Genomic DNA, 25,889 nt, shown 5'->3' with positions numbered 1-25,889 from the left:
CCTAGCCCTCTCGGTGAGTCGTCGTGTGGTCTGCGTCGCCCGCGAGCCGGGCGAGTGCGGGGAGGTCGTAGCTCTCGGCGTACTCCGCGGCCGCGCCGGCGATCACGGGACCGGGAGCCTTGGCGTAGAGACGGCGCCTGCTGACGAACTCCCCCGCTGTCGACCGGATGCGCACGGCTGCCTCCGTCATGGCAAGCAGGGTCGCGGTCCCGTCCAGGATCGGCGCCCCGTCGACCTGACGGATGCCGTTGGCATTGAGGAACGCCGTGAGTCGGCCGCCGGCGGGGATGATGACCTCCGAGCCGGCGTCGAGGGTGGCCCGAGCGACCTGCTCGAAGAGGTCGATGGCCCGCTTGCGCGCGTCCGGGTCGGAGAAGCAGGCGTCGAGCTCGTGCGGAGTGAGGTTCATGAACTCCACTCCGGCCAGGCGCTCCTTCATGCCGTACCTGGCCACGTTCTCCTCGAACCGGCCACCGAAGAACGGGTTGACTCCGACCAGCGAGAACTTGCTGCCCATCATGCAGGCAGTGAGCATGGAGGTCTCCCCGATGCCCAGCACCGGGATGTCGACCATCGAGCGGCCGTCGCGCATGCCGGGATCGAGGATGTTCCCGATCGCAACCGCGTCGAAGCCGGACTGCTCCGCCTCGAGGATGGAGTCGAGGACCGAGATCGTGTCGAGCGTCTCCCAGAAGCGGAAGCTGTCGATGCGACCCACCCGTGCGCCACGCAGGACCACCTCGGTGTCGGGGCTCGAGACGGAGTCCACGTAGCCCTGGAGGTAGGGGAAGTAGTTGGGCGAGTACTGCTCGTTGGAGAGGCTGAGATACAGGATCCGTGTCATCGCACAGACTCCTGGTGCCACTCGATGACTGCTCGGAGCCCGTCTTCCAGGGACGTCGTCGTCTCGAGCCCCAGGACGCTGCGCAGACGCTCGGTGTCGGCTCTCTGGTAGCGGGCGCGGTCCTCGAGCCAGTCGATGAGCTCGGGATCCTTGCCGTAGAGCCGCACCAGGGTGGAGTAGATCTCCTCGGCCCGCAGGGAGGGCCCGACGACGTTGACCGCGATGCGCTCCTCCTCGGTGTCCAGCGCACGGAGGACGGCGCGCGCACAGTCGCCGACGAAGACCAGCGAGTGCCTCGTTTCCCGGGTCCATGGCACCTGCGGGCGTTCTCCCCGGTCGAGGGCTCCGAGGATCGAGAGCAGGATCCCGCTCGTGGAGTCGATGTTGGCGCGCGGGCCGTAGATGACCCCGAACCGCAACGACACGTACGGCGACCCTCCCTCGTTCGAGAAGGCCTCCGCGAGCGCCTCTGCGGCCAGCTTGGAGGCGCCGTACATGCTCAGACCACGGCGGACCGCGCCATCGGCCTCGGTGAAGGTGGCCTCGGGGTCCTCGAAGGCTCCGTAGACGCTGTGGGTCGAGCCGACCACCACGCGGTCCAGGTTGTGCTGGCGCGCCATGGAGAGCAGGTCGAACGCGGCCCCCACGTTGATGTCGAAGGCGTCACGGGGTCGGTTCACGGCCGCCCTGGTGCGCACCGCGGCGAGGTGCACCAGGGCGTTCGAGCGCTGCACCATCGTGTCGACGGCCTGGGTGTCGCGCAGGTCGGCCACCTCGAACGTGACACCGGGAAGCGTGCCCAGCTCCTTGCCGCGCTGGGAGCTCACGACGTCGGTGGCCAGCACGTCGAACTTCCCCTCGGCGCTCAGGAGCTCGACGACGTGCGAGCCGAGGAAGCCCGCGGCTCCCGTCACGAGGACCGTCCGTCGTGCCTGGGGTGCTGCCGAGGTGGTTCCCTCGTCCTGAGTCATGGTGCTCTCCTGAGATGGGTTCGCGGACGCTGTGGCGGACATGAGGAGCTCAGCTCCCGACGCGCTCGAAGATGGCGGCCAGACCCTGACCGCCCCCGATGCACATCGTCTCGATGCCGAAACGTGCCTGCCGCCGGTCGAGCTCCCGCAGCAGGTTGGCCAGGATGCGGCCGCCGGTGGCACCGATGGGATGACCGAGCGAGATGCCGGAGCCGTTGACGTTGACCCGCTCGAGATCGGCGTCGGAGAGCTCCCACGCCCGGAAGCAGGCCAGGACCTGGGCAGCGAACGCCTCGTTGAGCTCGATCAGGTCCATGTCCTGCATCGTCAGGCCTGCTCGTGCCAGCGCCTGGTTCACAGCCGGCACCGGGCCGATACCCATCCGGTGGGGCTCCACGCCCGCCAGAGACCAGCTCACGAGTCGGGCGTAGGGGCGCAGTCCCAGCGCCTCCGCCCGCTCCGGTGTGGTCACGATCGCCACCGCTGCCGCGTCGTTCTGACCGCTGGAGTTGCCCGCAGTGACGGTCGCGTCGGGGTCGGATCGGCCCAGGATCGGCTTGAGCCTGCCCAGGCTCTCGACGGTGGTCCCAGGTCGGGGGTGCTCGTCGGTGACGACTTCCCGCTCCTCCTTGGTCCTGGGATCCTTCACCGTGACCGGGATCGTCTCCTCTTCGAAGAGGCCACGCTCGATCGCCGAGACCGCCCGCTGGTGGGAGCGCACGGCCCACTCGTCCTGCTCCGTGCGTGCGATGCCGAACTCGCGGCGCAGGTTCTCCGCGGTCTCGATCATGCCGCCGGCGACGGGGAACCTGGAACCACCCGAGTTGCGCCGAGGCTCGGCCAACCGGTCCCGCAGCTTCGGGAGCCCGCCCTGGTTCCAGCGGGCGTCGGGCAGGTAGAGCTCGGTCTGGCTCATGCTCTCGGCGCCGCCCGCCAGCACGAGCTCCGATCCGCCGGTCACCACCTGCATGCAGGCGTTGAGCACGCTCTGCAGGCCGGAACCGCACCGGCGGTCGAGCTGCATTCCGGGCACCCGCACGTCGAGGCCGGCGTCAAGGGCCGCGATGCGCCCGAGGGCCGCTGCCTCACCGTTGGCGTAGCCCTGACCGAAGATGACGTCGTCGATGCTCTCCGAGGTGATCCCGGTCCGCTGGACCAGCCCGCGCACCACCGTCGAGGCCAGCTGGGCGACCGGGACATCCCTGAAGACGCCGCCGTAGCGGCCGACGGGTGTACGGACGGGCTCACAGATGACTGCTTCGCGCATGCTTAGGCTCCTGGGATCCGGTCGGTCAGACGCTGGACTCGCCACCGTCGACGGCGAGCGTCTGACCGGTGAGGAAGTCGGGGGCGTGGAGGGCGAGGTAGGTGACGACGTTGGCCAGCTCGTCGGGCTGGCCCATCCTTCGGACGGGGATCCGCTTGAGGACTCCGGCCACCGCCTGCTCGTTCTCACGGAGCTCGGCGTTGATGTCCGTGGCGAAGTAGCCCGGCGCCACGGCGTTCATCTGGGCCCCGAACCGCGCCCACTCCGCGGCGACGGAGCGGGTGAAGTTGATGACGGCCCCCTTGGAGGCGCAGTAGGCACTGAAGCCCGGGCGCCCGAGCAGTCCGAAGACCGAGGCGACATTGACGGCTCGCCCGGAGCCGGCGCTCTGGAAGTGGCGCGCGGCGGCCCGGCTGCACAGGAACATGCCCTTGACGTTGGTGTCGAAGATCCGGTCCCATTCGGCCTCGTCGAGGTCGTGGAGCTTGGTCTGACCGGTCACTCCCGCGTTGTTCACGAGGATGTCGAGACGCCCGTGCTCGTCGAGGCAGCGCTTGAACAGCGCCTCGACCGAGCCGAGATCCGTCACGTCGGTCTGGACGACCGTGGCGACGCCGCCGGCCTTCGTGATCTCGTCCGCCGTCGCCGACAGCTGGGACTGCGTCCGACCGGCCAGCACGACGGCCACTCCCTGCCGGGCGAGGTCGAGGGCGATGGCACTGCCGAGGCCGCGGCCGGCGCCGGTGACGATTGCGGTAGAGGTTCCAGGCATACGGGTAATATGTCTGACAACTATCCTTTTGTCAATCCCGGACAGGCGCGGCAGCGGCGTCCTTGCGCACCTCACGGGCCACGAGCATGCTCTGGACCTGGTTCGTGCCGTCGTAGATCTCGGTGATCTTGGCGTCGCGCAACCGTCGCTCGACCCCGAGGTCCGTGCGATCCGCATCCGGTCCGAGCAGCTCGAGACATCGTGCTGCGACCCGCACGCCCAGCGTCGTGCAGTGCATCTTGGCCATCGAGACCACCGGCGTCGGGTCCCCGATGCCCGTGTCCACGACCCGGGCGGCCTCGAGCAGCATCGCTCGACCGGCCTGGATCTCAGCTCGCAGGGACGCCAGCGCGAACTGGAGGTCCTGGGCAGCGCGGTTCCTCGACTGCAGCAGGCCGTCGGAGACGAAGTGCGCCACCGTGGCGTCGAAGGCCCCTGCCGCGAAGCCGACACCCTGGGCTGCCGCACTGATCCGGGAGACCAGCACCGACTGGAGAAGCAGCGGATATCCGGCGCCCTCGTCCCCGAGGCGTGCCGTCGCGGGAACTCGGCAGTCCTCGAAGGTGAGCGCCACGGTGGAGGCGCCCTTCTGCCCCAGCTTCTTCATCGGCCGTCCGGCCTCGAAGCGCTGCAGGCCCGCCGTCTCCACCAGGAACGCGGTGATGCCGTCCTTGCCGCGCCCGGGATCCACCGTCGCAAAGAGCACGATCACGTCGGCCACGTCGCCGTTGGAGATGAAGATCTTGCTGCCGTTGATGACGTAGGAGTCCCCGTCCAACCGGGCTGTGGTCCTCATCGAGGCCACGTCGGAGCCCGCCTCAGGTTCCGTCAGCGCGATCGCGCCGACGGCATCCGCCGAGCACAGGGCGGGGATCCAGCGCCGCTGCTGGTCCTCCCGACCCTGCAGACGGATCGGATGAGCGCAGTGCATCTGCGTCATGTAGACCGTGGAGGTGGACCCGCAGGCAGCCGTGATCCGTGCCACCGCCTCGGCGTACAGCTCTGTCGGCGCCTGAAGTCCGCCCAGCTCGCGCGGCATCAGCAGGCCGCCGAGGTCCGCCTTGGCCAACGCCTCGATGCTGCTCCGGGGGAACTCGGAAAAGCGATCGACGTGCACTGCTCCCGGCTCTACGGAGTCCCTGATCACGGCGTCGAGCAGCGCCAGCTGCCGAGCGAGCTCCGGCGGAGTCTGCGGCCCTGTGGAGAGAGTGGGCATGGTCGGTCTCCTTATTTGAAGCGCGGGGAGCGGCGGTCGGCGAAGGCGGCAATGCCCTCCTGGCCGTCCGCGGAGGCGATGGCGAGCGCGGCGAGCGCGGCCTCGTGCTCGAGCGCAGCAGGACGCACGGCTCGCCGGGTCGCCTCGAGGATGTTGGTGTTGGCGGTGAGACTTCCGGCAGCGATCTTCCGGGCCAGTCCCTCCACGAAGTCGGTCAGCTCGTCCGCGGGCTGCGGAGGCACTGAGAGGACCCCGATCTCCCACGCACGCTGGGCGTCGACCCGCTCCCCCGAGAGGAGGAGATGGAAGGCAGCCGCGCGGCCCGCGTTCCGCAACAGGCGCTGAGTGCCACCGAATCCTGGGATGCACCCGATCTTGGCCTCGGGCAGGCCGAAGCTGCTGCGGTCCGAAGCCACGACCAGGTGGCAGGCGAGCATCAGCTCGAAGCCGCCCCCGAGAGCGAACCCGTCGACCGCCGCGAGGACGGGGATCGACGAGCCGTCGATGGCGTTCATCGCCGCCTGCCCCCGCCGGATGAACGTGTGCGCCTGGTCCGAGTCGAGGCCGTGGATCTCACCGAGGTCCGCACCGGCACAGAAGGCGCGCTCGCCGGCGCCGAGGATCACCACGGCCCTCGCGCCGCTCGAGGGCGCGTCCAGGACCTCACGGGTCAGCTGCTCCAGGACCGCACTGTTCAACGCGTTGAGCTGGTCCGGGCGGTTCAGGGTGAGGTAGCGGACCCCGTGCGCATCCGTCGTCCCGATCAGTTCATCCATGTCACACCAGCCTGGTTCAGTTCGTCGATCTCGGTCTCCGTCAGACCCAAGCCCACCAGGATCTCGCGCCCGTGCTGACCCTTGAGCGGCGCGGGCGCGGCCGGGGCGGGCCGGAAGTCCTGGGAGGCCAGCCGCCACGGGTGGGTGGTCCCTTGGAACTCCCCCGCCACCGGGTGGTGCTGGGTGGTGATGACCTCACGGTCGATCACCTGGGGATCCGTGACGACCTCCGACAGCGAGTTGATCTTCGAGCACGGGATGCCGGCGCCCTGGAGTGACTTCAACGCCTCGTCGGCGGACAAGGTGCGGAAGACCCGCTGGAACTCAGCCACGACCTCGGTGCGGCGGGCCCTGCGCCCGGCGTTGCTCGCCAGGTCCTGCTGCTCGAGCAGGTTCTCCAGGCCGAGGACACGGCAGGCCCGCTCCCAGTGGCGGTCGTTCCCGACGGCGACCACGATCGGGCGGTCGGCGGTCTCGAACTTCTGGTAGATGGCGACGACCGAGTCCGTCCCGGCACACGGTGACGGTTCGGGGTCCCCGGCCAGAAAGCTCGCGATCCGAGGCGACATGAAGGACAGGTCGGCGTCCATCAGGGCGATGTCGATGACCTCACCCCTCCCGGTCATCTGCTGCCGCACGAGAGCCGACGCGACGGCGAACGCAGCGACAGTTCCCGCGGCAACGTCGGAGAGCGCGGTGCTGACCCGTTGCGGGACGCCGTCGATCCCGGTGACGCTCATGAGGCCCGAGCGCGCCTGCGCGATGAGGTCGTATCCCGGCAGGTCTGCGTCCGGACCTGTCAGGCCGAAGCCGGACACCGCGCAGATGACGAGCTTGGGGAACCGCTCAGCCAGCTTCTCGAGTCCGAGACCATGCTTCTCGAGCTTCGCGGGGTTGAGGTTCTCGATGAACACGTCGGCTGACTCCAGGAGCCGGAACAGCAGCTCCTGACCCTCCGGCTTCCGGATGTCCAGGCACAGGCTCTTCTTGTTCCGGCTCACCGAGAGGAACCAGGCAGCCTCGCCGTTGAGGAAGGGCGGCCCCCAGAACCGGGCGTCGTCGCCCCAGAGCGGCTCGATCTTGATGACCTCCGCTCCCATGTCGCTGAGGAACATCGACGTGGTCGGGGCCGAGTAGGAGGACGAGATGTCGACCACCTTGACGCCGTCGAGAGGTCCTGTCGCCTTGATCATGAGGCCGCCTTCTGTCCAGTGGTAGCGCCGAAACGTTCCCGTCCGATGGCCTCGACCGCGCCCCTTCGCGGAAGGCTCCGCGCTCGTACGCTGATCGCATCGCGCACCAGGCCGGCGATCGGGTACTCGTCGATGTAGCCGTAGCCGCCGTGCACCTGCACCGCATCGATGCAGCTGTCGACCGCGGCCGTGCTGGCCGCCGCGACAAGTGGGAGATGGCTGCCCGGTGTGCTCCCCTCGTCCAGCGCGTGGTCCAGCAGCGCCCGGACCGACGAGATTCGCAGGTCCATCTCGACCAGCATCGCCCGCAGCCCGGAGAACTCGACCAGGCTGGACCCGAACTGCCGGCGCTCCGAGGCGTACGCGTCGGCGGCGGATCGTGCCGCCTCGGCGATGCCCAGCGCGGTCGAGGAGGTCAGCAGGCACCAGTCCCGCAACGCGGCTGCGGCGACCGGTGCCCCCAGATCCACAGCGGTGCTGCTGAGCAGCAGATCCCGGACCAGCGCGTCGCCCAGACCGGTGCGTCCGACGGAGTCGTCCTCTGCCCAGCCGTCCTGAGCGACGGTGAGGCAGGCTTCTCCGGTCGCAGCCACGAGCACCACCTGGGTCGGCTCGAGGAGGAACGGGACGGTCCCCGCCGAGGCGCCGGTCGTGAGTCCTGCCGTCGCATGCTCGGGCGGCTCCGCGCCGCTCGACTGCAGCGCACGATGGGCGGTGTACTGCCCGGCCAGGGCGAACGCCACGGATGGCGAGAACCGGGCGACCACGCGCGTCACCTCGCAGAGCCAGCGACTCGAGTCGTCCATGTCGACCGTTGCCGAGGCGAGCCCGGTGATGTCGGCGGCCGCCAGCGCACGCTTGAGCGCGGCGCTCGACGCGGTGTCACCCACGGGCTGTCCTGGCGAGGCGTGGGCGCTCATCAGACGTGAGACGGAGCCGAGGAACTCCGTCAGCTCAGATCCACTCATCGGTTGAACTTCCCGCGATCAGGACTCCGACGTTCCTCGAAGGAGGAAGACATCTCCTCTGCTTCCTGGCTGCCCCGGTACGCCGTGAGCAGGAGGTCGTGAGCCATCCTCGCCTGCCCCGCCACGCCGGTGTGCTTGCCGGCGAACGCGGTCTTGAGCGCGGACAGGGCGAAGGGACCCCGCAGGCGCAGCTCCTGCGCGACCTCCTTGGCGCGGGTCAGGACGTCTGCACCCTCCTCGACCACCTCGTTGACGAGGCCCATCGCGAGGGCCTGGTGAGCGGAGTACTTCTTGTTGAGGTACCACATCTCCTTGGCACGCTTGCGGCCCACCGTCTCCTCCAGGTACCACGTGCCGTACCCCGCGTCGAAGCTCCCGACCATGGGTCCGACCTGACGGAAGACCGCGTGCGGCGCGGCGATCGTCAGGTCGCACGTGACCTGGAGAACGTTGCCTCCACCCACGGCGAACCCGTTCACCGCGGCGATCACCGGCTTGGGCATGGTGTCGATGAGCTCGTACAGGTCGATCACGGGCATCACGCTCGAGTAGTCCGTGGACTCCAGCTCCTCGTGCTCTCCCCCGATGCAGAAGAACTTGTCCCCCTCGCCAGTGAGGATCGCGACGTCGAGCGCGGGATCGACCCTGACCCTGCGCAGCGCGTCGGCCAGCTCGAGGGCGGTCTGGAACCGGAGCTTGTTCGCGTTCTCAGGCCTGTTGATCGTCAGGACGGCGACTCCGTCGTCGACGGTGAACCGGATGTCTTCGTAGTCCATGGCGATGCTCCATCTCAACTGGCTCCGGCCGGCTCCGCGAGGCAGCCACCACCCCGCAGCTCGGGGTGACGGCGGGCCGTAGACGGCTCTTGGTCTGTTACTTCCCAGAGTGTACATTGTCATACTGTTAACAAGTCAAGGTCTCATCTGCACCCAAGGAGCACCCGATGGCCGAGTTCCCGACCGCCCCTTCCGCGCAAGGTGACCACGTGTGTGTGATCGGCGCCGGCACCATGGGCCGCGGCATAGCCCAGGTGGCACTCCAGGCCGGGCATCAGGTGAGCCTCGTCGACCCCGCCCCGGCGCAGCTGGAGGCCGCTGCCACCGACATACGGAAGCGACTGGCGCGCCGACACCCCCGCGTGGCCGAGACCCTCGACAGCCGCCTCATCACGGCGACCTCCATCGCCGGCACGCCCGCGACCCCCGGCACCGTCGTCATCGAGGCCGTCCTGGAGAGCCTCGCCATCAAGCAGCAGGTCTTCACCGAGGCCTTCGAGCACTACGGATCGGCCTGCATCCTTGCCACCAACACGTCGTCCCTGTCGATCACCGCGATCGCCGCGGGGACCCCCGCCCCCTCCCGCGTCGTGGGGATGCACTTCTTCAACCCCGTGCCGGTCATGAAGCTGGTCGAGGTGGTGCGAGGGCTGGACACCGCACCGGAGGTGGAGGAGCGCATCGCAGCCCTGGCCGAGAGCTGGGGGAAGCACGTAGCGCACGTCGACTCGGCTCCGGGATTCATCGTCAACCGCGTGGCCCGCCCCTTCTACGGTGAAGCACTGCGCCTCCTCGAGGAGCAGGCGACAAGCATCGAGATCATCGACGAGGTGATGAGGACGAGCGGCTCGTTCGCGATGGGGCCCTTCGAGCTGATGGACCTCATCGGGGTCGAGGTGAACAACGTCGTCACGAGGACCGTGTGGGAGGCCTTCAACTTCGACCCCCGCTTCGCGCCGTCGCGGATCCAGGGGGAGCTGGTGGCCGCCGGACGCCTCGGTCGCAAGTCAGGTCGCGGCTTCCACCGCTATGACGACGACGTCTCGCCCCAGGCGCCAGCCTGCGCGTTGCCGACCATGCCTGCTCCCAAGGCGCCGGTGCTCCACGGGCACTGCCACGAGCTCGGCGTCCTGCTCCGGAGGGCGGGGATCAAGGCGACGCCCGGTGACCCGGACGGCGCTCCCTCGGTAGAGGTTCCGGGACACGGATTCGTGTTGCTGACGCGTGGGCGGACCGCCGCGGAGGAGTCGAGGCTCCTCGGCAGCCCGGTCGCCCTCCTGGACCGGTGCCTGGACCCCGAGACGGTGGACGCCCTCGCGCTGACCGCCACCGACCAGGACCTGCTGGAGGTGACCGTCGCGCTCCTGCACGCGGCACAGGTACGGGCGTTCCCGATACGGGACGTGCCCGGCCTCCTGGTCGCGCGGGTCGTGAGCATGATCATCAACGAGGCGTGGGACGCCTTCCATCTGGGGGTCGCGACGAAGCCGGACATCGACTCGGCCATGGAGCTCGGCACCAACTACCCGATGGGTCCCTTCGCCTGGGGGGAGCGGTGGACGACCCCGGTGGTTCTGCAGCTCCTTGACGCCCTGCACGCCGAGTACGGGGACACCCGCTACCGGGCCAGCCAACGACTCCGCGCCGACGGTTCGGTGGAACCGCGGCACACGGCAGCAGGGGCACCCGGCAACAATCGCTAGCACTGCAGATCGACGAGCCCCGCTGCGACCGCGCAGCGGGGTCCAGTCCATTTTAGCGGGACGACTCGTTCGTCCAGCTCCCCTCGGACCCACGATCAAAGACCCCGCTGCGGCATGCGCAGCGGGGTCGTGGGTCTTACGAGCATCTAGGCCGAGGCCTGCTCTCCAGCGATCTTGCCAGTCACCACGGCTGGCGCGAGCCCACCCATGTAGCCGCCGGCGTTGATACCGCCGATGTCCGCACCCGCGGCGAAGAGCCCGGGAATCGTCACTCCGAGCACGTCGTTCATCCCGTTCATGGGTCCATGGAGCAGGGACGCGCTGCGAGAGCGCTCCAGCACCCGCATGTCCTCGTCGACGGCGATCCCGCCCATGGTGAACGTGAGGCCCGACTGGACACCAACGGCCTGGAACGGCGGCTCGGCCAAGGTGTAGGGGTCGCCCGAACGCGGCGGAACGAGGTCGCCCCGACGCCCGCTGCCCATTGTCTCGTTGTAGTCCGTCAGGGTCTGGAGTGCACCTGCCCCGGAGACGCCCAGCTCGCCCAACCGGTCGCACAGCTCTTCGAGCGTGTCCCCCTTGGCGTAGGGCGCGCCATAGGCGATCGCTCGGTCGATCGTGGCCTGGATCTTCAAGCCCGGTCCGGCAATGGCGGCGGCAAGCGCCGCGTCGACCACGTAGAAGCCCCGGCCGCCTGGCTGCCGACCCAGCGCGGCATTGACGTGCTCCTCACCGCTGCCACCGGCTTCGTCGACGAAGCGCTGGCCGTCTCGGTTGATCGCGATCCCCATGCTGCCGTAGAACTGGCTGGCCTCCCGCATGTGCTCCGGAGGGAAGGCAGCGGGGGGCGCGGCCAGAGCGTGACCGTAGTACGTGCCCAGGGCCGGAGTGAGGGCTGCGCCGACGCTTTGTGCGGCCAGCAGCCCATCGCCCGTGCTCCAACGGTTGGACCGCAGCTGGACGTCCTCGGGGCGGACACCGAGGAGTCGACGCACCAGCTCAGCATTCCCCTGGAAACCCCCGGTGGTGAGGATGACAGCATCCACCTCCAGGGTGCGGCGATGACTCTGCTGCTCACCGGAGACGACCCTCACCGCACGGACGGCTCCGGTGTCCTCGTCGCGGACGAGGGACTCCAGTCCGCACTCGAGCTCGATCTGGCCCCCAGCAGACTTCAATGCCGTGGAGAGCGCCGAGATGAGCTGCGACGGAGTGATCTCGCGGCCCATGCTGTTCCTTCGCGGCGACACCTCGCGGCCGACCTCGACACCCTGAGCCTTCAACCAGTCAAGGGCGTCCATCAGGCCGTTGACCACCAGCGCCTGGAGTGTCGGATCCCCCTCCGGCACGAGCCGTTCAGCGGTTTCCTCGTCCTGGTAGGTCCAAACCAGTGAGCCCGAGAGCCGCATGGAACCGCCGAGGACGCGTGACTTCTCCAACAGCGTGACGTGCGCTCCACTCGCGCTGGCGGCGACCGCCGCGCACAATCCTGCCATTCCGCCACCCGCGACTACGACCCGTGCGCCTGCCATCCGTGTTCCTTCCACCGAATCGTCACTGCCCGCACGATTGCCCGGGCGCACCAAATGTTCACACCTGGTGACGAAGCGTCCTACGCCTCTTCGAAGCCCAGCTCGTCGTGAATCCAGTCGAGAGCCTCGACCACGGGCACCAGGCCGAGACTCGTCGCCAGCAGGAAGAGGACCACCTGCTCCAGCTCCTTGATGGTCGCGCCCGCCGCATGGGCCCTGTTCACGTGGACCCGGAACCCGGGCTCGTTGCGAGTCGCCGCGAATCCTGTGATCAAGATGAGCTCACGCTGCTTGGTGTCGAGCGGCCCGAAGTCCTCAATGACCTGCCTGAACGCCCGAAATCCGGTGGCCACGTCCGGCGCAACGGCGCGGAGCTTGTCCAGGTTCGTCACGAATTCCGCCTGCTTGCTGATGGGGTACATCTGGGCCTCTCCATTGACTAATGAATGTCCGAACCATACTGTCTGACATATATCTCTCTGTCAATGATAGTGCGTGACTGATCGACTCAGTGGTCTCGTTGGAGCAAGGCTCAGCCGACCATCTGCCGTGGAAGGTGACCTCATGACACGTGCCGGATCCCAGCCGTCGGCGCCGTTCACCCTCCCTTCGGGGAGCGTCCTGAACGACGACGAAGCACGCGCGCGACTCGAATCCGGGGAGTGGTCGATCACCTCGCTTGTGCGCTTCCTCGATGACGCCGCGGCGCAGCATCCCGATCGATTGGCGGCTGTGAGCGTCGACCATCACGGCCGAGTGGTTCGCGAAATGACCTACGCCGAGGTCGACATCATGAGCAGGCAGGTGGCGGCGGGACTCCAAGCTCGAGGCGTCCAGCCCCGTGACGTCGTCACGGTCATGATGACGAACTCGGCAGAGTTCCTCGCCATCGTCTATGGCATCTTGCGGGCGGGAGCCACCTATTCGGGGATCCCGATCACCTACGGCCCCCACGAGGTTGAGCTCATGACTCGCCAGACCGGGAGCAAGACCATCCTGGTGTCGCAGTCGGAGGGTGAGCGGGACGTTGTGGCGACCGCCATTCCCGACCGGGTACTGCAGAACCTGGACGTCATCATCGTGGGAGGCTCCGGCGACGCTCCGAGTCTGGAGACCATGCTGCGACCGGTCGAGGACTTTGTGCCGGTGCCGGTCGATCCCTTCACGATCGCTCAGCTCGCCTTCACCTCCGGCACCACAAGTGGCCCCAAGGCGGTCATGAACCTGCACGCAACTCTGGACGTCGTTGTGCGGGGCTGGGCAGAGCACGTGGGACACGAGGCGTTCGGACGGCCCCTGCGCAACCTGGTCATGTCGCCCGTTGGCCATTCCACCGGATTCATGTGGGGAGCGCTGCTGACGGTCCACCTCAGTGGTACCGCGGTCTTTCTGGAGAAATGGAGTCCAACGACCGGAGCGCAGATCATTGAGAGCGCCGCAATCACGTGCATGGTGGGCTCCCCGACGTTCCTTATCGACTTGCTGGGTCGCGCCGGGCTCAACGAGGAGAGCGGAAGCAATCTCGAGCTGGTCGTCGTCGCGGGTGCACCGATCCCCCGTCCACTCATGCGGAAAGCGGAGGAGACCCTCGGGTGCTCGGTGATCCCGGCCTGGGGAATGACGGAGTTTGGTATCGCCGTCTCCGGGCGACCTGGCCTCGGAGACGTAAACCGCGAGACCGACGGCCTACCACTGGCGAGCAGCGAGGTGAGCATCCGTCAGGTCGATGGGCACGAGTGCCCGGACAACACTGAGGGAGCCTTGTGGCTGCGAGGCAGCGGGCTGTTCGTCGGATACTTCGGACAGGAGGAAGCCACCAGGAGTCAGTTCGACGGCAGCGGCTGGTTCGCAACCGGGGACACCGCCGCCCGTAATCAAGCGGGGGCGATCACCATCACGGGACGCACAAAGGACATCATCATCCGTGGTGGTGAGAACATACCTGTCAGCACAGTGGAGAGCCTGGTCTTCCAGCATCCGTCGGTCATCGAGGTCGCCGTCGTCGCCTTCCCGGATGACCGGTTGGGCGAGAGGGCATGCGCCGTCGTCCGATGCCATCCCGGGGACCCGCTCGACCTGAAGTCCTTGAGCACGTTCCTCACCGACATGGGCCTGGCGAAACGCTACTTTCCCGAGCGCGTGCTGGTGCTCGACGACCTTCCCAAGACCATGAGCGGGAAGATCAGAAAGGTTGAACTGCGGAGCATGATGAGCCAGCAGCAAGATAGCGCTCCTCATAGCGGTGCCTGAGCGACCCGCCTGCGCTCGGTATGACCACGGCGGCGCACTCACACTGGATATCGAGGTCGTCGGCCAGCACTTGAGTGTCAACGGCGCTCGGCGCGAGATCGACGCCGCCCTGCCCATTCTCCCTGGCCTGAAGGTGCTCATTCGGTTCCGCGGCCTCGAGTTGGCGCCGGTCTGTCCACAGGCACAGACCTAAGGAGCCCCGCCTCCGCGGATCTCCAGGTCGGCCAGCCACAACTCAGCGAGGTCGGCGAAGGGGCTAGCCAGCGCGAGCACCCCTCCGTGCCCGAAGCCCGGGCGCGGACGAGCTTGATCTTGAGCAGGGCCGTGGCCGCCCGGGCGCTGTTCCCGGCGGCGGTGACCCGGCGTAGCCGACCGTGTGCGTCCCGGTACCTGGTCGAGGCCTGGTACCGCACCGACGTAAGACGATCGCCGGACGACAGTTGCTTGGAGTGGATCTCCCCGAAGGTCCCGATCGCGGTGCGCGGCGGGCCGCTCATCGGTGGCCCCCGTCAGGCTTCCGGCGGTCGTCGGCCTCCTCGATCCCGGTCAGCCAGACCTCGATCTCGGTCTTGCGGAAGTGGAGGCACCGGCCGACTCGGAACCCACGTGGGCCGCCCCCTTTGGTCCGTAGGTCATAGAGGGTCTGCACAGGCACGTCCAGGTACGCGGCGAGCTCGGCGAGGGAGGGGACCGGTTCGAACAAAACCATGGGTAGAGGCATCCCGGCTGCGCCCCTGTGGCCGTCGCTGTGGGCGCCGCTGCTGCGGTCTTGATCAGTCCAGAGAGGAGTTGAGTGGTCGTGACACAGAGGGGGCCAACCGCCCCGAGGGCGTTCGAGCCGAGCCGAGAAGGCGGCGCCGTGACTCGATGGCCGACATCAAAGTGGCCACTAAATGGCCAATGGCCATGTCGGCCCCTATTGCTAGGACGCCGTCATGGCCTCTGACCTGCTACTTCGGTGGAGCTGAGGGGACTCGAACCCCTGACCCTCTGCATGCCATGCAGATGCGCTACCAGCTGCGCCACAGCCCCATCGTTTCCACCGCGAGCGGTGGCAACTCGCAGAATGTTAGCCAATGGCCCGCCGGGATGCGAATCGGGGGTCACGCGTGACGGTTCCAGGCCACCAGACGCCGCACCGGCGCCGCGGTCTCGGGGTCGGTCGACTCCTGGACCAGGGCCCAGTGGCAGTTGCCGAGGGCGCCGAAGAGAAGCCCGGCGCCCGGCGGCAGCCCCACCCACTGCGCGACCGTGACCCGGAGCGCAGCGCCGTGGGAGACCACGATGCCCAGGCCCCCGTCGGGCAGCGCGGCGACCGCCTCGTCGAGGGCGGGCAGAGTACGTGCCAGCAGCGCTCCGAGCGTCTCCGCGCCGGGAGCCGCGTCGTACTCACCGGCCCTGAACCGGGCGAACTCCTCGGGGTGGGCGGCGCGGTACTCCTCGTGGGACCAGCCGCTCCGCTCCCCCAGGTCGAACTCGCGCAGCCTCGGGTCGGTGGTCACCGGAAGGCCTGCCGCCGCGGCCACCACCTCGGCGGTGGCCCTCGCCCGGACGAGGTCGGAGGAGCGTACGAAGTGCGGCCCGAGACCGGCCAGCAGGTCGGCGACCTGGTCGGCCTGCCGCTCGCCGACCCGGTCCAGCGGCACGTCGTGCTGACCCTGGATCCGCTTCTCGGCGTTGTAGGCCGTGCGTCCGTGCCGGAGCAGCAGCAGCGTGCGCGGCTCAGGCATCCTCGTGGTCGTCCGCGTCGCCGTCACCGGTCACGCGGGTCCCACCGGTCTCCACGGCCGCGTCGGCGTCCGGCACCTGCGCGGCTGAGGCACCGAGGTCGCCGAGGTCGATCGCGGGACAGTCGCGCCACAGCCGCTCGAGGGCGTAGAACTGCCGCTCCTCCTCGTGCTGGACGTGGACGACGAGGTCGCCGTAGTCGAGCAGCACCCAGCGCCCGTCGCGCTCGCCCTCGCGACGGATGGGCTTGGCGCCGATCTCGCGGAGCTTGTCCTCCACCTCGTCGACGACCGCGCGGACCTGCCGGTCGTTGCGGGCCGAGGCGATCAGGAAGACGTCGGTGATCGCCAGCTGCTCGCTGACGTCGAAGGCGATGATCTGGGTGGCGAGCTTCTCCGAGGCCGCAGCGGCTGCGGTGCGAGTCAGCTCGAGCGCATGGTCGGTGGCGGTCACGAGGTCTCCTGGTGCTGGTGGAGCGGGATGGGTGTGTCGAGGTAGAGGTGGTGCTTGGCGATGTACTGCACGACCCCGTCGGGGACGAGGTACCAGACGGGCTCACCGCGCCGCGTCCGCCGGCGGCAGTCGGTGGAGGAGATCGCCAGGGCCGGGATCTCGACCATCTCCACGCGGTCGGCCGGGATCGCGGAAAGGGTCTTGGCGTCCATCTCGTAGCCCGGCCGGGTGCAGCCCACGAAGCTGGCGAGCTCGAAGAGCTCCTCGGCGTCACGCCAGGTGAAGATGTCGGCGAGGGCGTCGGCGCCGGTGATGAAGAAGAGCTCGGCGTCCGGCAGCTCGACGCGCAGGTCGCGCAGGGTGTCGATGGTGTAGGTCGGGCCGGAGCGGTCGATGTCGACCCGGGAGACGCGGAAGCGTGGGTTGGAGGCCGTCGCGATGACGGTCATCAGGTAGCGGTGCTCGGCCGGCGAGACGGCTCGCTCGGACTTCTGCCACGGATCGCCGGTGGGCACGAAGACCACCTCGTCCAGGTCGTACCACGCCTGCACCTCGGAGGCGGCCACGAGGTGGCCGTGGTGGATGGGGTCGAAGGTCCCGCCCATCACCCCGACCCGGCGTGGGCCACGCACGCTCAGCTGTGCTCGCGTCCCGCGCCGAAGGCGATGAGAGCGCCCAGCAGGGCGAGGAAGACGACCAGGGTGATGACACCCACGGCCCAGGGGTTGACGCCGGCCCAGGTGTGGGACTCGGCCGCCGCGAGGAGAAGGTCGTTGTGCGCCATGTCGTCGATCCTAGCGGCACCCTTCGGGGCACCCGTCAGCGGACGTGCCCGGCCCCGGTGACGACGTACTTGGTGGAAGTCATCTCCGGCAGGCCCATGGGCCCGCGGGCGTGCAGCTTCTGGGTGCTGATGCCGATCTCGGCCCCGAAGCCGAACTCGCCGCCGTCGGTGAAGCGGGTCGAGGCGTTGACCAGGACCGCAGCCGAGTCGACCCGCGCCACGAAGCTCCGGGCGGCGTCGATGTCGTCGGTGACGATCGCGTCGCTGTGCCCGGTGGAGAAGCGGCGGATGTGCTCCACCGCCTCGTCGAGCGACCCCACCACCCGGGCCGAGATGTCCAGGGAGAGGTACTCCGCCCCGTGGTCCTCGTCGGTGGCGGCCTGCACACCGTCGAAGTCGGCGAACGCCTCGTCGCCGTGGATGGTGACCCCTGCGGCCTGCAGGGCCTCCACCACGCGCGGCAGGAAGACCCCGGAGACGTCCTCGTGGACCAGCAGCGACTCGGCGGCGTTGCAGACACTGGTCCGGTGCGTCTTGGAGTTGAGCACGATCGCCAGCGCACGGTCCAGGTCGGCGGCGCGGTCGACGTAGACGTGGCAGTTGCCGGTGCCCGTCTCGATCACCGGCACCGTCGACTCCTCCACCACCGACCGGATCAGGCCGGCCCCTCCTCGGGGGATCAGCACGTCGACCAGTCCCCGGGCCCGCATCAGCACCTTGACGCTCTCGTGGCTCTCCCCCGGCACCAGCTGGACGACGTCCGCGGGCAGGCCGGCGCTCGCGACGGCGTCGCGCAGCACCGCGACCACCGCGGCGTTGGAGGACCTGGCGCTCGAGGAGCCGCGCAGCAGCACCGCGTTGCCGGACTTGAGGCAGATCCCCGCCGCGTCGGCCGTGACGTTGGGCCGCGCCTCGTAGATCATCGCCACGACGCCGAAGGGGACGCGCACCTGGCGCAGCTCGAGCCCGTTGGCCAGCGTGGAGCCCCGCACCACCTCGCCGACCGGGTCCGGCAGACCGGCGACGTCACGCAGCCCCTGGGCCATCGCCCCCAGACGGTCCCGGTCGAGGCGCAGGCGGTCGATGATGTTCTCCGGGGTGCCGTTCTCCCGGGCGCGGTCCACGTCGGTCCCGTTGGCGGCGAGCAGCTCGGCGGAGCGCTCCTCCAATGCGTCGGCCATGGCGTGCAGCGCCCGGTCCTTGACCTCGCGGGTGGCCAGCGCCAGGTCGTGGCTGGCGACCCGGGCGCGGAGGGCGACCTGCTGGAACTCGTGGGTGTCGCTCATGGCGCCCACCCTAGATCGACCGCCATGATGGCGGATGCCGGTCTTGCAGGACGGCGCCACCGCAGGACGACGGCAACCAGGGGGACGGACATGTCGACGACGCGACGAGGCAGGACCGGCGCGGCGGTGGCCGGGGCGGTGGCCGCGGCAGTGACGGCGGTGCTCGGCACGGGCCTGGTGGCCGTGGAGGCAGGGGGCGCGAGCGCCGAGCAGCACCCCGCGGGCGCCGCCGCGGCCGACGAGGCGGCGCCCTTCACGCTGTGGGCGCCCCGCCTCGTGGAGGCCACCACCGAAGGGCCCCGCGACCGTGTCTGGGCCGACCTCGGCGTCCGCGCCGTCGCCGGCTCCTCGCCCCTGGAGGTGCGCACGCACCGCCGCGGCTGGGACGAGCCGATCTCCGGCACCTGGACGGCGGGCCCGCTGAGCGGCACGGTGCCCGCGGGCCTGCAGCGGGACTTCCAGGGCCTCTCCAACTTCCTCCGGGTCGAGTACCGCGACCGCCGGGGACGCCTGGTGGAGACCCGTCGGGTGGACGCGTGCCTCAACAACGGGGGCGAGCGGGCCCACCCCGAGGCCCCGGCCACGTCGCCCTACCCCCTGGGCTGTCCGTGGAACCCGTTCACGGTGGGCTCGGTGCAGGGCGTCCAGGCCGGGTGGGCGGCGCCGTTGACCTGGGACACCCGGGCCGTGCGCCTGGCACCGGGCCGGTACGACGTGGCCATCCGGGTCAACCGGCGCTGGGCCGACGCGTTCGGCCTGCCGTCGGCCTCGCGCCGGCTGACCACCACCCTGAAGGTGAGGCGCGGCGGGGAGCACCAGCACGAGCACGACGCGCAGGCGGGCGGACAGCGCACGGCGTCCCGGGGGGTGCCGCTCCCGGCGCCGACCAGGCCCGCCACCGAGGCGGCGGGCAGCGCGGCGGGGCCCCGCCCCGACCTGCGCTCCCTCCCGGCCTCCGGGATCGAGCTCAACGGCAGGAGCACGCACCTGCGGTTCTCCGCCACGGTCTGGAACGCCGGCGACTCGCCCCTGGTCGTCGACGGCTTCCGGCGGGGCCAGCAGGACGTGATGGACGCCTACCAGTACTTCTTCGACACCGAGGGCAACCAGGTCGGCCACCAGGTGGTGGGCGAGATGAAGTTCCACCGGGCCAACCACCAGCACTGGCACTTCCAGGACTTCGCCCGCTACCGCCTGCTGCGGGCCGACCGGTCGCCGGTCGCCACCTCCGGCAAGGTCTCCTTCTGCCTGGCCAACACCGACGCGATCGACTACACCGTCCCCGGCGCCGACTGGCAGCCGGAGGGCACCGACCTCAGCACCGCGTGCGGCACCCCCGGCTCGCTGGCCGTCCGCGAGGTGCTCGCGGCCGGGTCCGGGGACACTTACATGCAGTACCGCGCCGGGCAGGCCTTCAAGATCGAGGGCCTGCCGAACGGGTGGTACTGGATCGCGGTGGAGGCGAACCCGTCAGGCCGGCTGGTCGAGCACGACACCGGCAACAATGTGAGCATGAGACGCATCCACCTCGGCGGGCGCCCGGGGGCCCGCACGGTGAAGGTCCCTCCGGTCGGGTTGGTCCGCGAGGACGTGGTGGGGTGAGTCCGGCCCGGATCCTGCTCCTCGGCGACAGCCACCTCGCACGACTGGGCAGCAGGGTCCCCGCACTCGGCGCCGACGTGCTCAACCGGGCCCGCGGCGGCGCCTTCACCTCCGACCTCCCGGCCCAGGTCGAGGGCGTCGACGTGGCCGGGTGCGGTGCGGTGGTGATCTCGGTCGGCACCAACGACGCGGCGCCGTGGAAGCGGGTTCCGGTCGCGGACGGCGCGGCGGCGCTGGCCGCGGTGGTGCGCGCGCTGGTGCGACCCGTCGTCCTGCTGGCACCCCCCGGAGTGGACGAGGCCCGGCTGCGTCGTGCTGCGGACCGCACCAACGCTGGAGTCGAGACCTACCGCGCGACGTTCGCCGAGGTCGTGCTCGGCGCCGGTGGCACGGTGGTCGACTCCGCTTCCCTGCTGCGGCCGCTGGGACCGCGGGCCTTCCTCGACGACGGCGTTCACCTGACGCCCGCCGCCTACGAGGTGCTCCTGCCCGAGGTGGCGACGGCCGCCGGGCTCACGTCCAGTGGCGGCGCACGACGGTCGTGACCGCGAAGGGGTCGCTCCCGTGCTGGGCTGCCAGCACCCCCGCCCCCTCCGGCGAGCCCGTGTAGACGAGCCGGTCGCCACCGATCCAGTGGTCCCAGGCCCGGGCGAACTGCCGGGCGCGCTCGGCATGGGTGCCCAGCACCGTGGGGACGCTGTGCCAGACGACCCCCTCGGGACGGAGCCGCCCCAGGCGACGCTGCGCCCCCCGCGCGGTGAGGACGGGTCCGAGGGGGTTCTCGGGGGTCCGTCCGACGTACCGCGCCAGCACGTAGCGGGGCGTCCCCATGGGTCCCAGCGCCTCGTCCAGCGCCTCGGCGAAGAGCGCCGCCTCCTCGGTGGTGGCCCCCGAGAGCCGGCACCGGTGCTCGCCCCCGGGATGCGCCTCCACGACCACCTCCGCGGAGCCGCTGCGGACCGCACCGACCCCCTGCAGGGCCTCGGCCACGACGCACGCCACCCGGTGCACCGAGGGGACGCCGTAGGCGAGCGTGAGCTGCTCGCGGGCCCGACGGTTGAGGTCGCGACTGCGACCGCGGCCCACCTCGGCCAGCGCCCCCGCTCCTCCCAGGCCGACCGCGGCGAAGACCCCGGCCGCACCGAGAGCGCCCTCGCCGGTGGCGACCAGGCCGCCGCCGACCCCGCTGACCAGTCCGATCCCACCGAGCGCGAGCAGCCCACCCGATCGCGGGCCCGGGGACGCCGACGACGAGCGGAGGACGACGCCCTCGGCCGTCGGCACGACTCGCGCCGGGTCAGGTCGGGGCAGCCGCACCACGGCGTCCCCGGCGGGGACCGGGGCGACGGGTCGGCCCGACCCTGCCCGGTCGAACCCGGACACCACCCGCAGCGTCGGGACCACCCGGTCCTGGTACGGCGTCCCGACCTGCCAGCGCGCCGCGATCTCCGGGCGCCGGCCGCTGCGCCGCCGCATCCGGGCGTTGACGTCGGCGAACTGCGCGACGGGCGGCGGGGCGAAGGCCGAGAAGGACGAGTCCAGGTGCGCGACCCCGTCGACCACGTCGCCGTCCTCGTCGACCCCGTGGAAGCCCTGGTGCTTGCGGACCAGCCGGGCCCAGTCGTTGTCGCCCTTGGGGTGCGCCTCCGAGACGCACACCACCGACCAGTTGACCGCCACCTTCTCGGGCCACGCCGGGTCCGTGCGCAGGGCGCGGCCCCTCGTCTGCACCACGGCGGTCAGCGTGGTGGCGGTGGTGAGGTCGACCAGCCCGGTCACCCGCCGCGCGTCCCACCCCTCCCCCAGCAGGCCGCGGGTGCCGACCAGCACCTGGCAGTGCCCCTCCTCGAAGAACGTCGTGACGTGCCGGACCCAGCGTCGGGCGCTCCAGCCTCCGACCAGCGCACAGAGATCGGTCTCCTCGAGCGGCTCGAGGACGAGCCGCCGGGCGAGCTCCGGCTCGGTCCGCGCCACGTGGTCGCGCAGCGCCTCCACCGTCTCGGGGGCGGCCGCGACCGTCGAGCCGGTGACCAGCACCGGGGCGAGCAGGCGCGTCGCCCCGTCCCCGGCCAGGGCGGCCAGGGTGGCGACCGCCGAGCCCGACTGCTGGGCGATCACCCCGTGCAGCCCGCTGGGCAGCGTCGCCGCCGCCCGCTCGTGGTCGCAGAGCACCAGCATCCGCAGCCGCTCCCCGAGCTCCGCCGACTCCGTCGCCACGATCTCCACCGCTGCGCGGGTCTTCGCCTCGGACCGGGCCAGGACCCGGTCCACGCCCGAGCGCCCACGCCGGATCCCGTTCCGGGTCCACACGTGCCCGACGGCCGGGAGTGCCGACCGCACCACCTCGGCCGCCTCACGGTCGCGGGGGTCCGGGCTGGGGACGACCTGCTTGAGCAGCCAGTCCTGGAGGAGGAGCATCCAGTCCTCCACGCTCGGGGGTCGCCGGTGCTCCTCGAGCAGCCGGGCGCCGGCGGGCCGGGCGAGGAGACCGGCGTGGTGGAGGCGCAGGGCGGCGCGCGCGAACCCCGGCTCCCCCTTGGCCAGGGCCGCCCACGACATCACCTCGGGGACGGGGACGACGGCGCGCAGGTCCATCCAGGTCAGGAAGGAGACGGAACCGAACGTAGGGTCGGTCAGCCGCGTGGTCAGCTCCGCGAAGCGGACGGCCTCCTCCGCGAGCCACTGCTCCTCGTGCTCGGTGGGGGTCGTGAGCCAGGCCAGCTCGGCGAAGGGTGCGAGATCGCCCTCCCGCACCACCGACGGCACGCCGGCCGCGAAGACGGTGGAGCCGAAGAGCTCGTCGACGAGCTCGGCCTGGTCGCCCCGCAGCGCCTCGGGGGGCGTCGCGGTCAGACCCAGCACCCGCGCTCCCGGGAGCAGCTCGAGGAGCTCTGCCAGCAGACGCCCCCACACCTCGACGAGGTGGTGGCACTCGTCCAGGACCAGCAGCAGACCGTCCTGGCCGGCCAGCCTCCCGACCAGCTCACGGCCGCGGGGATGGAGACGGTCGAGCAAGGGGCCCGGCGCGGCGCGTGAGCCGGGCGTCCGGGGCCCGGGGTCGTCCGGCTGCTCCGGGTCGTCACCGACCTCCGCGTCGGGGTCGAAGACCGCCAGGGACTGGTAGGTCAGCGAGGTGAGCCGACCGGGGAGCTCGCGGTCCGTCCCTGCCTCGAGATCGTGCGAGCGTGCCGCTCGCACCCACTGATCCTGGATGGCGGTGTTGGGGCTGAGCACCACCACGTGGCTCACGTCTCCCGCGGCGAGGTGCCGGGTCGCGGTCTCCAGCCCGACCCTCGTCTTGCCCGCTCCGGGTGGCAGCACCACCCAGGCACGGCGTCGTCCCAGCGACCACGCCTGCTCGAGGGCTTCCAGTGCCTTCCGCTGGTGGGTGCGCAGCGGCGGCGGGACCGTCATGGCCGACACGCTAACCGCCCCGTCACCGAGGCCGGGGCACGGGTCGGGGCACGGGTCGGGGCGCCGGTCGGCGACCCCGGAACGGCACGACGCCCCGTCACCCGGAGGTGACGGGGCGTCGTGGACGCGTGCGGTCGATCAGCCCTTGCGGGCGTTGATCTGCTCGGTCGCGGCCGGCAGGACCGTGTGCAGGTCGCCGACGACGCCGAAGTCGACCAGCTCGAAGAGGGGCGCCTCCTCGTCCTTGTTGACCGCCACGATGGTCTTGGAGGTCTGCATGCCGGCCCGGTGCTGGATCGCACCGGAGATGCCCGCGGCCACGTAGAGCTGCGGGGAGACCGTCTTGCCGGTCTGACCGACCTGGAAGGTGTGCGGCTTCCAGCCCGAGTCGACGGCGGCACGCGAGGCACCGACCGCGGCACCGAGCGCGTCGGCGAAGTTCTCCACCGGCTCGAAGTTGCCACCGGTGCCACGGCCGCCCGAGACCACGATCGCGGCCTCGGTCAGCTCAGGACGACCCGACGCCTGACGGGGCTGCGAAGCCACGATCTGGGCGGTCTTCGCTGCGTCGGAGATCGTCGCCGAGAACTCCTCGACGGCGCCGGCGCCGGCCTTCTCCTCCGGGGCCGCGGAGTTGGGCTTGACGGTGATGATGGGCGTGCCCTTGGTGACCTTGGCGGTGACCGTGTAGTTGCCGGCGAAGACCGACTGCGTGGTCACCGGACCCTCCTGGACGTCGACGGCGTCGGTGATCAGCCCGGACTGGGTCTTGATCGCCAGTCGTGCCGCCACCTCCTTGCCCTCGACGGAGGAGGGGATCAGCACCGCGACCGGAGAGGTCTTCTCCACCAGCTGCTGGAGCGCCTCGGCCTTGGGCGCCACCAGGTAGCCCTTGATCTGCGCGTCGTCGACGACGTAGACCTTCTCGGCACCGTACTTCTTGACGGCCTCGGCGACCTCGGCACCCTTGTCGGCTCCACCGATGAAGACCGCGGAGGGCTCACCAAGGCGCGCGGCGATGGTGAGCAGCTCGTAGGTCGGCTTCTTGACCGCACCGTCGACATGGTCGACGACAACGAGAACTTCAGACATGGCTCACACGCTCCTCAGATGAACTTCTTCGAGGCGAGGAAGTCGGTCAGCGCCTTGGCGCCGGTCCCGTCCTCGTCCTTGACGATCTCGCCGGCGGTGCGCGGCGGGCGGGCAGTGGTCTCCTCGACGGCCGACCAGGCCACCGAAAGGCCGACCTCGCCGGCGTCGACGCCGAGGTCGCTGAGCGAGAGGGTCTCCAGCGGCTTCTTCTTGGCCGCCATGATGCCCTTGAACGACGGGTAGCGAGCCTCCCCGGACTGGTCGGTCACCGAGAGGACCAGCGGCATGGTGGCACCGATGACCTCCGTGGCGGCGTCGCCGTCGCGCTTGATCCGGACCTGGTCGCCCTGGGTCTCCACGACGGAGGCCTGGGTCACCTGAGGCAGGTTGAGCCGCTCGGCGAGCATCGCCGGGACGACGCTCATGGCGCCGTCGGTCGAGGCCATGCCGCACATGACGAGGTCGGCGGGGCCGATCTTCTCCACGGCCTTGGCGAGAACCAACGAGGTGGCGATGGCGTCGGAGCCGGCGATCGCGTCGTCGACCACGTGCACGCCCTTGTCGGCGCCCATCTGCAGGGCCTTGCGGACCGCGTCGACCGCCTTCTCCGGGCCCACGCAGAGCGCGGTCACCTCCACGCCGTCGCCTGCCTTCTCCTTGATCTGGAGGGCTTGCTCCACGGCGTACTCGTCGAGCTCGGACAGCAGGCCGTCGACACCTACGCGGTCGACGGTCTGGTCGGACTCGAACTGGCGATCTGCAGTTGCGTCGGGGACGTACTTCACACAGACAACAATGTTCATGGTGTGTGGCCCGAAGGCCCCTCCTGTGCACTCGAATGTGATCGCGAGGTTACAACCGCGAGACCCCACCGTGGAACTCGGTCCACGGTGGGGTCTCTCACACCGCCCGGTGAGGCGGTGTCACGGGTGTCAGCTGATCAGCACCTGAAGATGCGGCAGGCCAGCTTCTTCAGGGCGTTGAGCAGCTGGGTGAACCAGTCGCCACCCGGGTTGGGGGTGGGCGACGGGGTCACCGACGGGGTCGGCGTCGGGGTCGGCGTGGGCGTCACCGACGGGGTCGGGGTGGGGGTCGGCGTCGGCGTGGGGGTGGGGGTCGGCGTCGGAGTCGGCGTCGGTGTCGGCGTCGGGGTCGGGGTCGGCGTCGGGGTCGGCGTCGGCGTGGGGGTCGGGGTCGGCGTCGGGGTCACGGAGCCCTGGTAGGTGCCCGTGCCGCTGCTGGCCTTGTAGCCCTCGGCGTTG

General features: G+C 70.2%; 25 protein-coding genes and 1 tRNA gene. 4 read left to right on the top strand and 22 right to left on the bottom strand.

Annotated features, from left to right (window positions below; translation table 11 throughout):
* Nucleotide 1 precedes the first annotated feature (1 nt).
* From AC4BGE_RS16995 to AC4BGE_RS16955, 9 genes are all read right to left on the bottom strand, one after another.
* Nucleotides 2–844, bottom strand: coding sequence for an aspartate/glutamate racemase family protein (locus AC4BGE_RS16995; protein ID WP_490576042.1), 843 nt, complete (start codon nucleotides 842–844; stop codon nucleotides 2–4).
* Nucleotides 841–1,815 (bottom strand): NAD-dependent epimerase/dehydratase family protein, encoded by a 975-nt coding sequence (locus AC4BGE_RS16990; protein WP_490576041.1) that lies wholly within the window; start codon nucleotides 1,813–1,815, stop codon nucleotides 841–843. Before AC4BGE_RS16990 ends, AC4BGE_RS16995 begins: the two co-directional genes overlap by 4 nt.
* A 49-nt stretch (nucleotides 1,816–1,864) precedes the next feature.
* Nucleotides 1,865–3,082, bottom strand: a complete 1,218-nt coding sequence (locus AC4BGE_RS16985; protein ID WP_490576040.1) for an acetyl-CoA C-acetyltransferase — start codon at nucleotides 3,080–3,082, stop codon at nucleotides 1,865–1,867.
* A gap of 25 nt (nucleotides 3,083–3,107) precedes the next feature.
* Nucleotides 3,108–3,854 (bottom strand): SDR family NAD(P)-dependent oxidoreductase, encoded by a 747-nt coding sequence (locus AC4BGE_RS16980; protein WP_490576039.1) that lies wholly within the window; start codon nucleotides 3,852–3,854, stop codon nucleotides 3,108–3,110.
* A 31-nt stretch (nucleotides 3,855–3,885) separates the two neighbouring features.
* Nucleotides 3,886–5,070, bottom strand: a complete 1,185-nt coding sequence (locus AC4BGE_RS16975; RefSeq protein ID WP_490576038.1) for an acyl-CoA dehydrogenase family protein — start codon at nucleotides 5,068–5,070, stop codon at nucleotides 3,886–3,888.
* An 11-nt stretch (nucleotides 5,071–5,081) separates the two neighbouring features.
* Nucleotides 5,082–5,846 carry an enoyl-CoA hydratase/isomerase family protein gene (locus AC4BGE_RS16970; protein WP_490576037.1) on the bottom strand — a complete coding sequence of 255 codons (765 nt, stop codon included), beginning with the start codon at nucleotides 5,844–5,846 and terminating at the stop codon, nucleotides 5,082–5,084.
* On the bottom strand, nucleotides 5,834–7,039 hold the full coding sequence (locus AC4BGE_RS16965; RefSeq protein ID WP_490576036.1) for a CaiB/BaiF CoA transferase family protein: 1,206 nt from the start codon (nucleotides 7,037–7,039) through the stop codon (nucleotides 5,834–5,836). The genes AC4BGE_RS16970 and AC4BGE_RS16965 overlap by 13 nt, the downstream gene beginning before the upstream one ends.
* Nucleotides 7,036–7,929: an acyl-CoA dehydrogenase family protein gene (locus tag AC4BGE_RS16960; RefSeq protein WP_490576035.1), complete on the bottom strand. Its 894-nt coding sequence runs from the start codon at nucleotides 7,927–7,929 to the stop codon at nucleotides 7,036–7,038. The genes AC4BGE_RS16965 and AC4BGE_RS16960 overlap by 4 nt, the downstream gene beginning before the upstream one ends.
* Before the next feature lie 74 nt (nucleotides 7,930–8,003).
* Entirely contained in the window at nucleotides 8,004–8,783 is a 780-nt protein-coding gene (locus tag AC4BGE_RS16955; RefSeq protein WP_490576034.1) for an enoyl-CoA hydratase-related protein, read from the bottom strand.
* A gap of 167 nt (nucleotides 8,784–8,950) precedes the next feature.
* Between AC4BGE_RS16955 and AC4BGE_RS16950 the strand changes: the two genes are divergently transcribed.
* Nucleotides 8,951–10,486 (top strand): 3-hydroxyacyl-CoA dehydrogenase NAD-binding domain-containing protein, encoded by a 1,536-nt coding sequence (locus AC4BGE_RS16950; protein ID WP_490576033.1) that lies wholly within the window; start codon nucleotides 8,951–8,953, stop codon nucleotides 10,484–10,486.
* Nucleotides 10,487–10,632: 146 nt separating this feature from the next.
* Here AC4BGE_RS16950 and AC4BGE_RS16945 read toward each other — a convergent pair whose 3' ends face one another.
* Nucleotides 10,633–12,018, bottom strand: a complete 1,386-nt coding sequence (locus AC4BGE_RS16945) for an FAD-dependent oxidoreductase (RefSeq protein WP_490576032.1) — start codon at nucleotides 12,016–12,018, stop codon at nucleotides 10,633–10,635.
* 80 nt (nucleotides 12,019–12,098) lie between these two features.
* A complete protein-coding gene (locus tag AC4BGE_RS16940) occupies nucleotides 12,099–12,440 on the bottom strand; it encodes a carboxymuconolactone decarboxylase family protein (protein ID WP_490576031.1) in 342 nt (113 codons plus the stop codon).
* A 142-nt stretch (nucleotides 12,441–12,582) separates the two neighbouring features.
* Here AC4BGE_RS16940 and AC4BGE_RS16935 point away from each other — a divergent pair, with 142 nt between their 5' ends.
* On the top strand, nucleotides 12,583–14,268 hold the full coding sequence (locus tag AC4BGE_RS16935) for an AMP-binding protein (protein ID WP_490576030.1): 1,686 nt from the start codon (nucleotides 12,583–12,585) through the stop codon (nucleotides 14,266–14,268).
* A gap of 493 nt (nucleotides 14,269–14,761) precedes the next feature.
* On the opposite strand, the gene AC4BGE_RS16930 is transcribed toward AC4BGE_RS16935, so the two are convergent.
* From AC4BGE_RS16930 to AC4BGE_RS16900, 7 genes are all read right to left on the bottom strand, one after another.
* Entirely contained in the window at nucleotides 14,762–14,977 is a 216-nt protein-coding gene (locus AC4BGE_RS16930) for a helix-turn-helix transcriptional regulator (protein WP_490576101.1), read from the bottom strand.
* 250 nt (nucleotides 14,978–15,227) lie between these two features.
* Nucleotides 15,228–15,300 (bottom strand) — tRNA-Ala (locus tag AC4BGE_RS16925).
* Between the two features lie 71 nt (nucleotides 15,301–15,371).
* Complete coding sequence (locus tag AC4BGE_RS16920) at nucleotides 15,372–15,998, bottom strand: histidine phosphatase family protein (RefSeq protein WP_490572458.1); 627 nt, start codon at nucleotides 15,996–15,998, stop codon at nucleotides 15,372–15,374.
* The gene (gene rsfS, locus AC4BGE_RS16915; protein WP_490576029.1) at nucleotides 15,991–16,449 is read right to left on the bottom strand and encodes a ribosome silencing factor; all 459 of its coding nucleotides are present in this window, start codon (nucleotides 16,447–16,449) and stop codon (nucleotides 15,991–15,993) included. Before rsfS ends, AC4BGE_RS16920 begins: the two co-directional genes overlap by 8 nt.
* A complete protein-coding gene (gene nadD, locus AC4BGE_RS16910; protein WP_490572469.1) occupies nucleotides 16,446–17,087 on the bottom strand; it encodes a nicotinate-nucleotide adenylyltransferase in 642 nt (213 codons plus the stop codon). The genes rsfS and nadD overlap by 4 nt, the downstream gene beginning before the upstream one ends.
* Nucleotides 17,084–17,233 carry a hypothetical protein gene (locus AC4BGE_RS16905; RefSeq protein WP_490572460.1) on the bottom strand — a complete coding sequence of 50 codons (150 nt, stop codon included), beginning with the start codon at nucleotides 17,231–17,233 and terminating at the stop codon, nucleotides 17,084–17,086. The genes nadD and AC4BGE_RS16905 overlap by 4 nt, the downstream gene beginning before the upstream one ends.
* Before the next feature lie 35 nt (nucleotides 17,234–17,268).
* Entirely contained in the window at nucleotides 17,269–18,519 is a 1,251-nt protein-coding gene (locus tag AC4BGE_RS16900) for a glutamate-5-semialdehyde dehydrogenase (RefSeq protein ID WP_490576028.1), read from the bottom strand.
* 90 nt (nucleotides 18,520–18,609) lie between these two features.
* Here AC4BGE_RS16900 and AC4BGE_RS16895 point away from each other — a divergent pair, with 90 nt between their 5' ends.
* Nucleotides 18,610–20,121, top strand: coding sequence for a lysyl oxidase family protein (locus AC4BGE_RS16895; RefSeq protein WP_490576027.1), 1,512 nt, complete (start codon nucleotides 18,610–18,612; stop codon nucleotides 20,119–20,121).
* Nucleotides 20,118–20,666: a GDSL-type esterase/lipase family protein gene (locus AC4BGE_RS16890; RefSeq protein WP_490576026.1), complete on the top strand. Its 549-nt coding sequence runs from the start codon at nucleotides 20,118–20,120 to the stop codon at nucleotides 20,664–20,666. The genes AC4BGE_RS16895 and AC4BGE_RS16890 overlap by 4 nt, the downstream gene beginning before the upstream one ends.
* Here AC4BGE_RS16890 and AC4BGE_RS16885 read toward each other — a convergent pair.
* From AC4BGE_RS16885 to AC4BGE_RS16870, 4 genes are all read right to left on the bottom strand, one after another.
* The gene (locus AC4BGE_RS16885) at nucleotides 20,635–23,535 is read right to left on the bottom strand and encodes a DEAD/DEAH box helicase family protein (RefSeq protein WP_490576025.1); all 2,901 of its coding nucleotides are present in this window, start codon (nucleotides 23,533–23,535) and stop codon (nucleotides 20,635–20,637) included. The two genes, AC4BGE_RS16890 and AC4BGE_RS16885, sit on opposite strands and share 32 nt — an antisense overlap.
* Before the next feature lie 138 nt (nucleotides 23,536–23,673).
* The gene (locus AC4BGE_RS16880; RefSeq protein ID WP_490576024.1) at nucleotides 23,674–24,627 is read right to left on the bottom strand and encodes an electron transfer flavoprotein subunit alpha/FixB family protein; all 954 of its coding nucleotides are present in this window, start codon (nucleotides 24,625–24,627) and stop codon (nucleotides 23,674–23,676) included.
* Nucleotides 24,628–24,641: 14 nt separating this feature from the next.
* Nucleotides 24,642–25,412 carry an electron transfer flavoprotein subunit beta/FixA family protein gene (locus AC4BGE_RS16875; RefSeq protein WP_490572466.1) on the bottom strand — a complete coding sequence of 257 codons (771 nt, stop codon included), beginning with the start codon at nucleotides 25,410–25,412 and terminating at the stop codon, nucleotides 24,642–24,644.
* Between the two features lie 155 nt (nucleotides 25,413–25,567).
* Nucleotides 25,568–25,889, bottom strand: a 322-nt coding sequence (locus AC4BGE_RS16870) for a hypothetical protein (protein ID WP_490576023.1), incomplete at its 5' end; no start/stop codon positions are given.

This window comes from Nocardioides sp. Z50_6, assembly GCF_058215755.1.
Note: the sequence above shows the minus strand (reverse complement) of the source record. Positions and strands in the feature narration are given on the sequence as shown.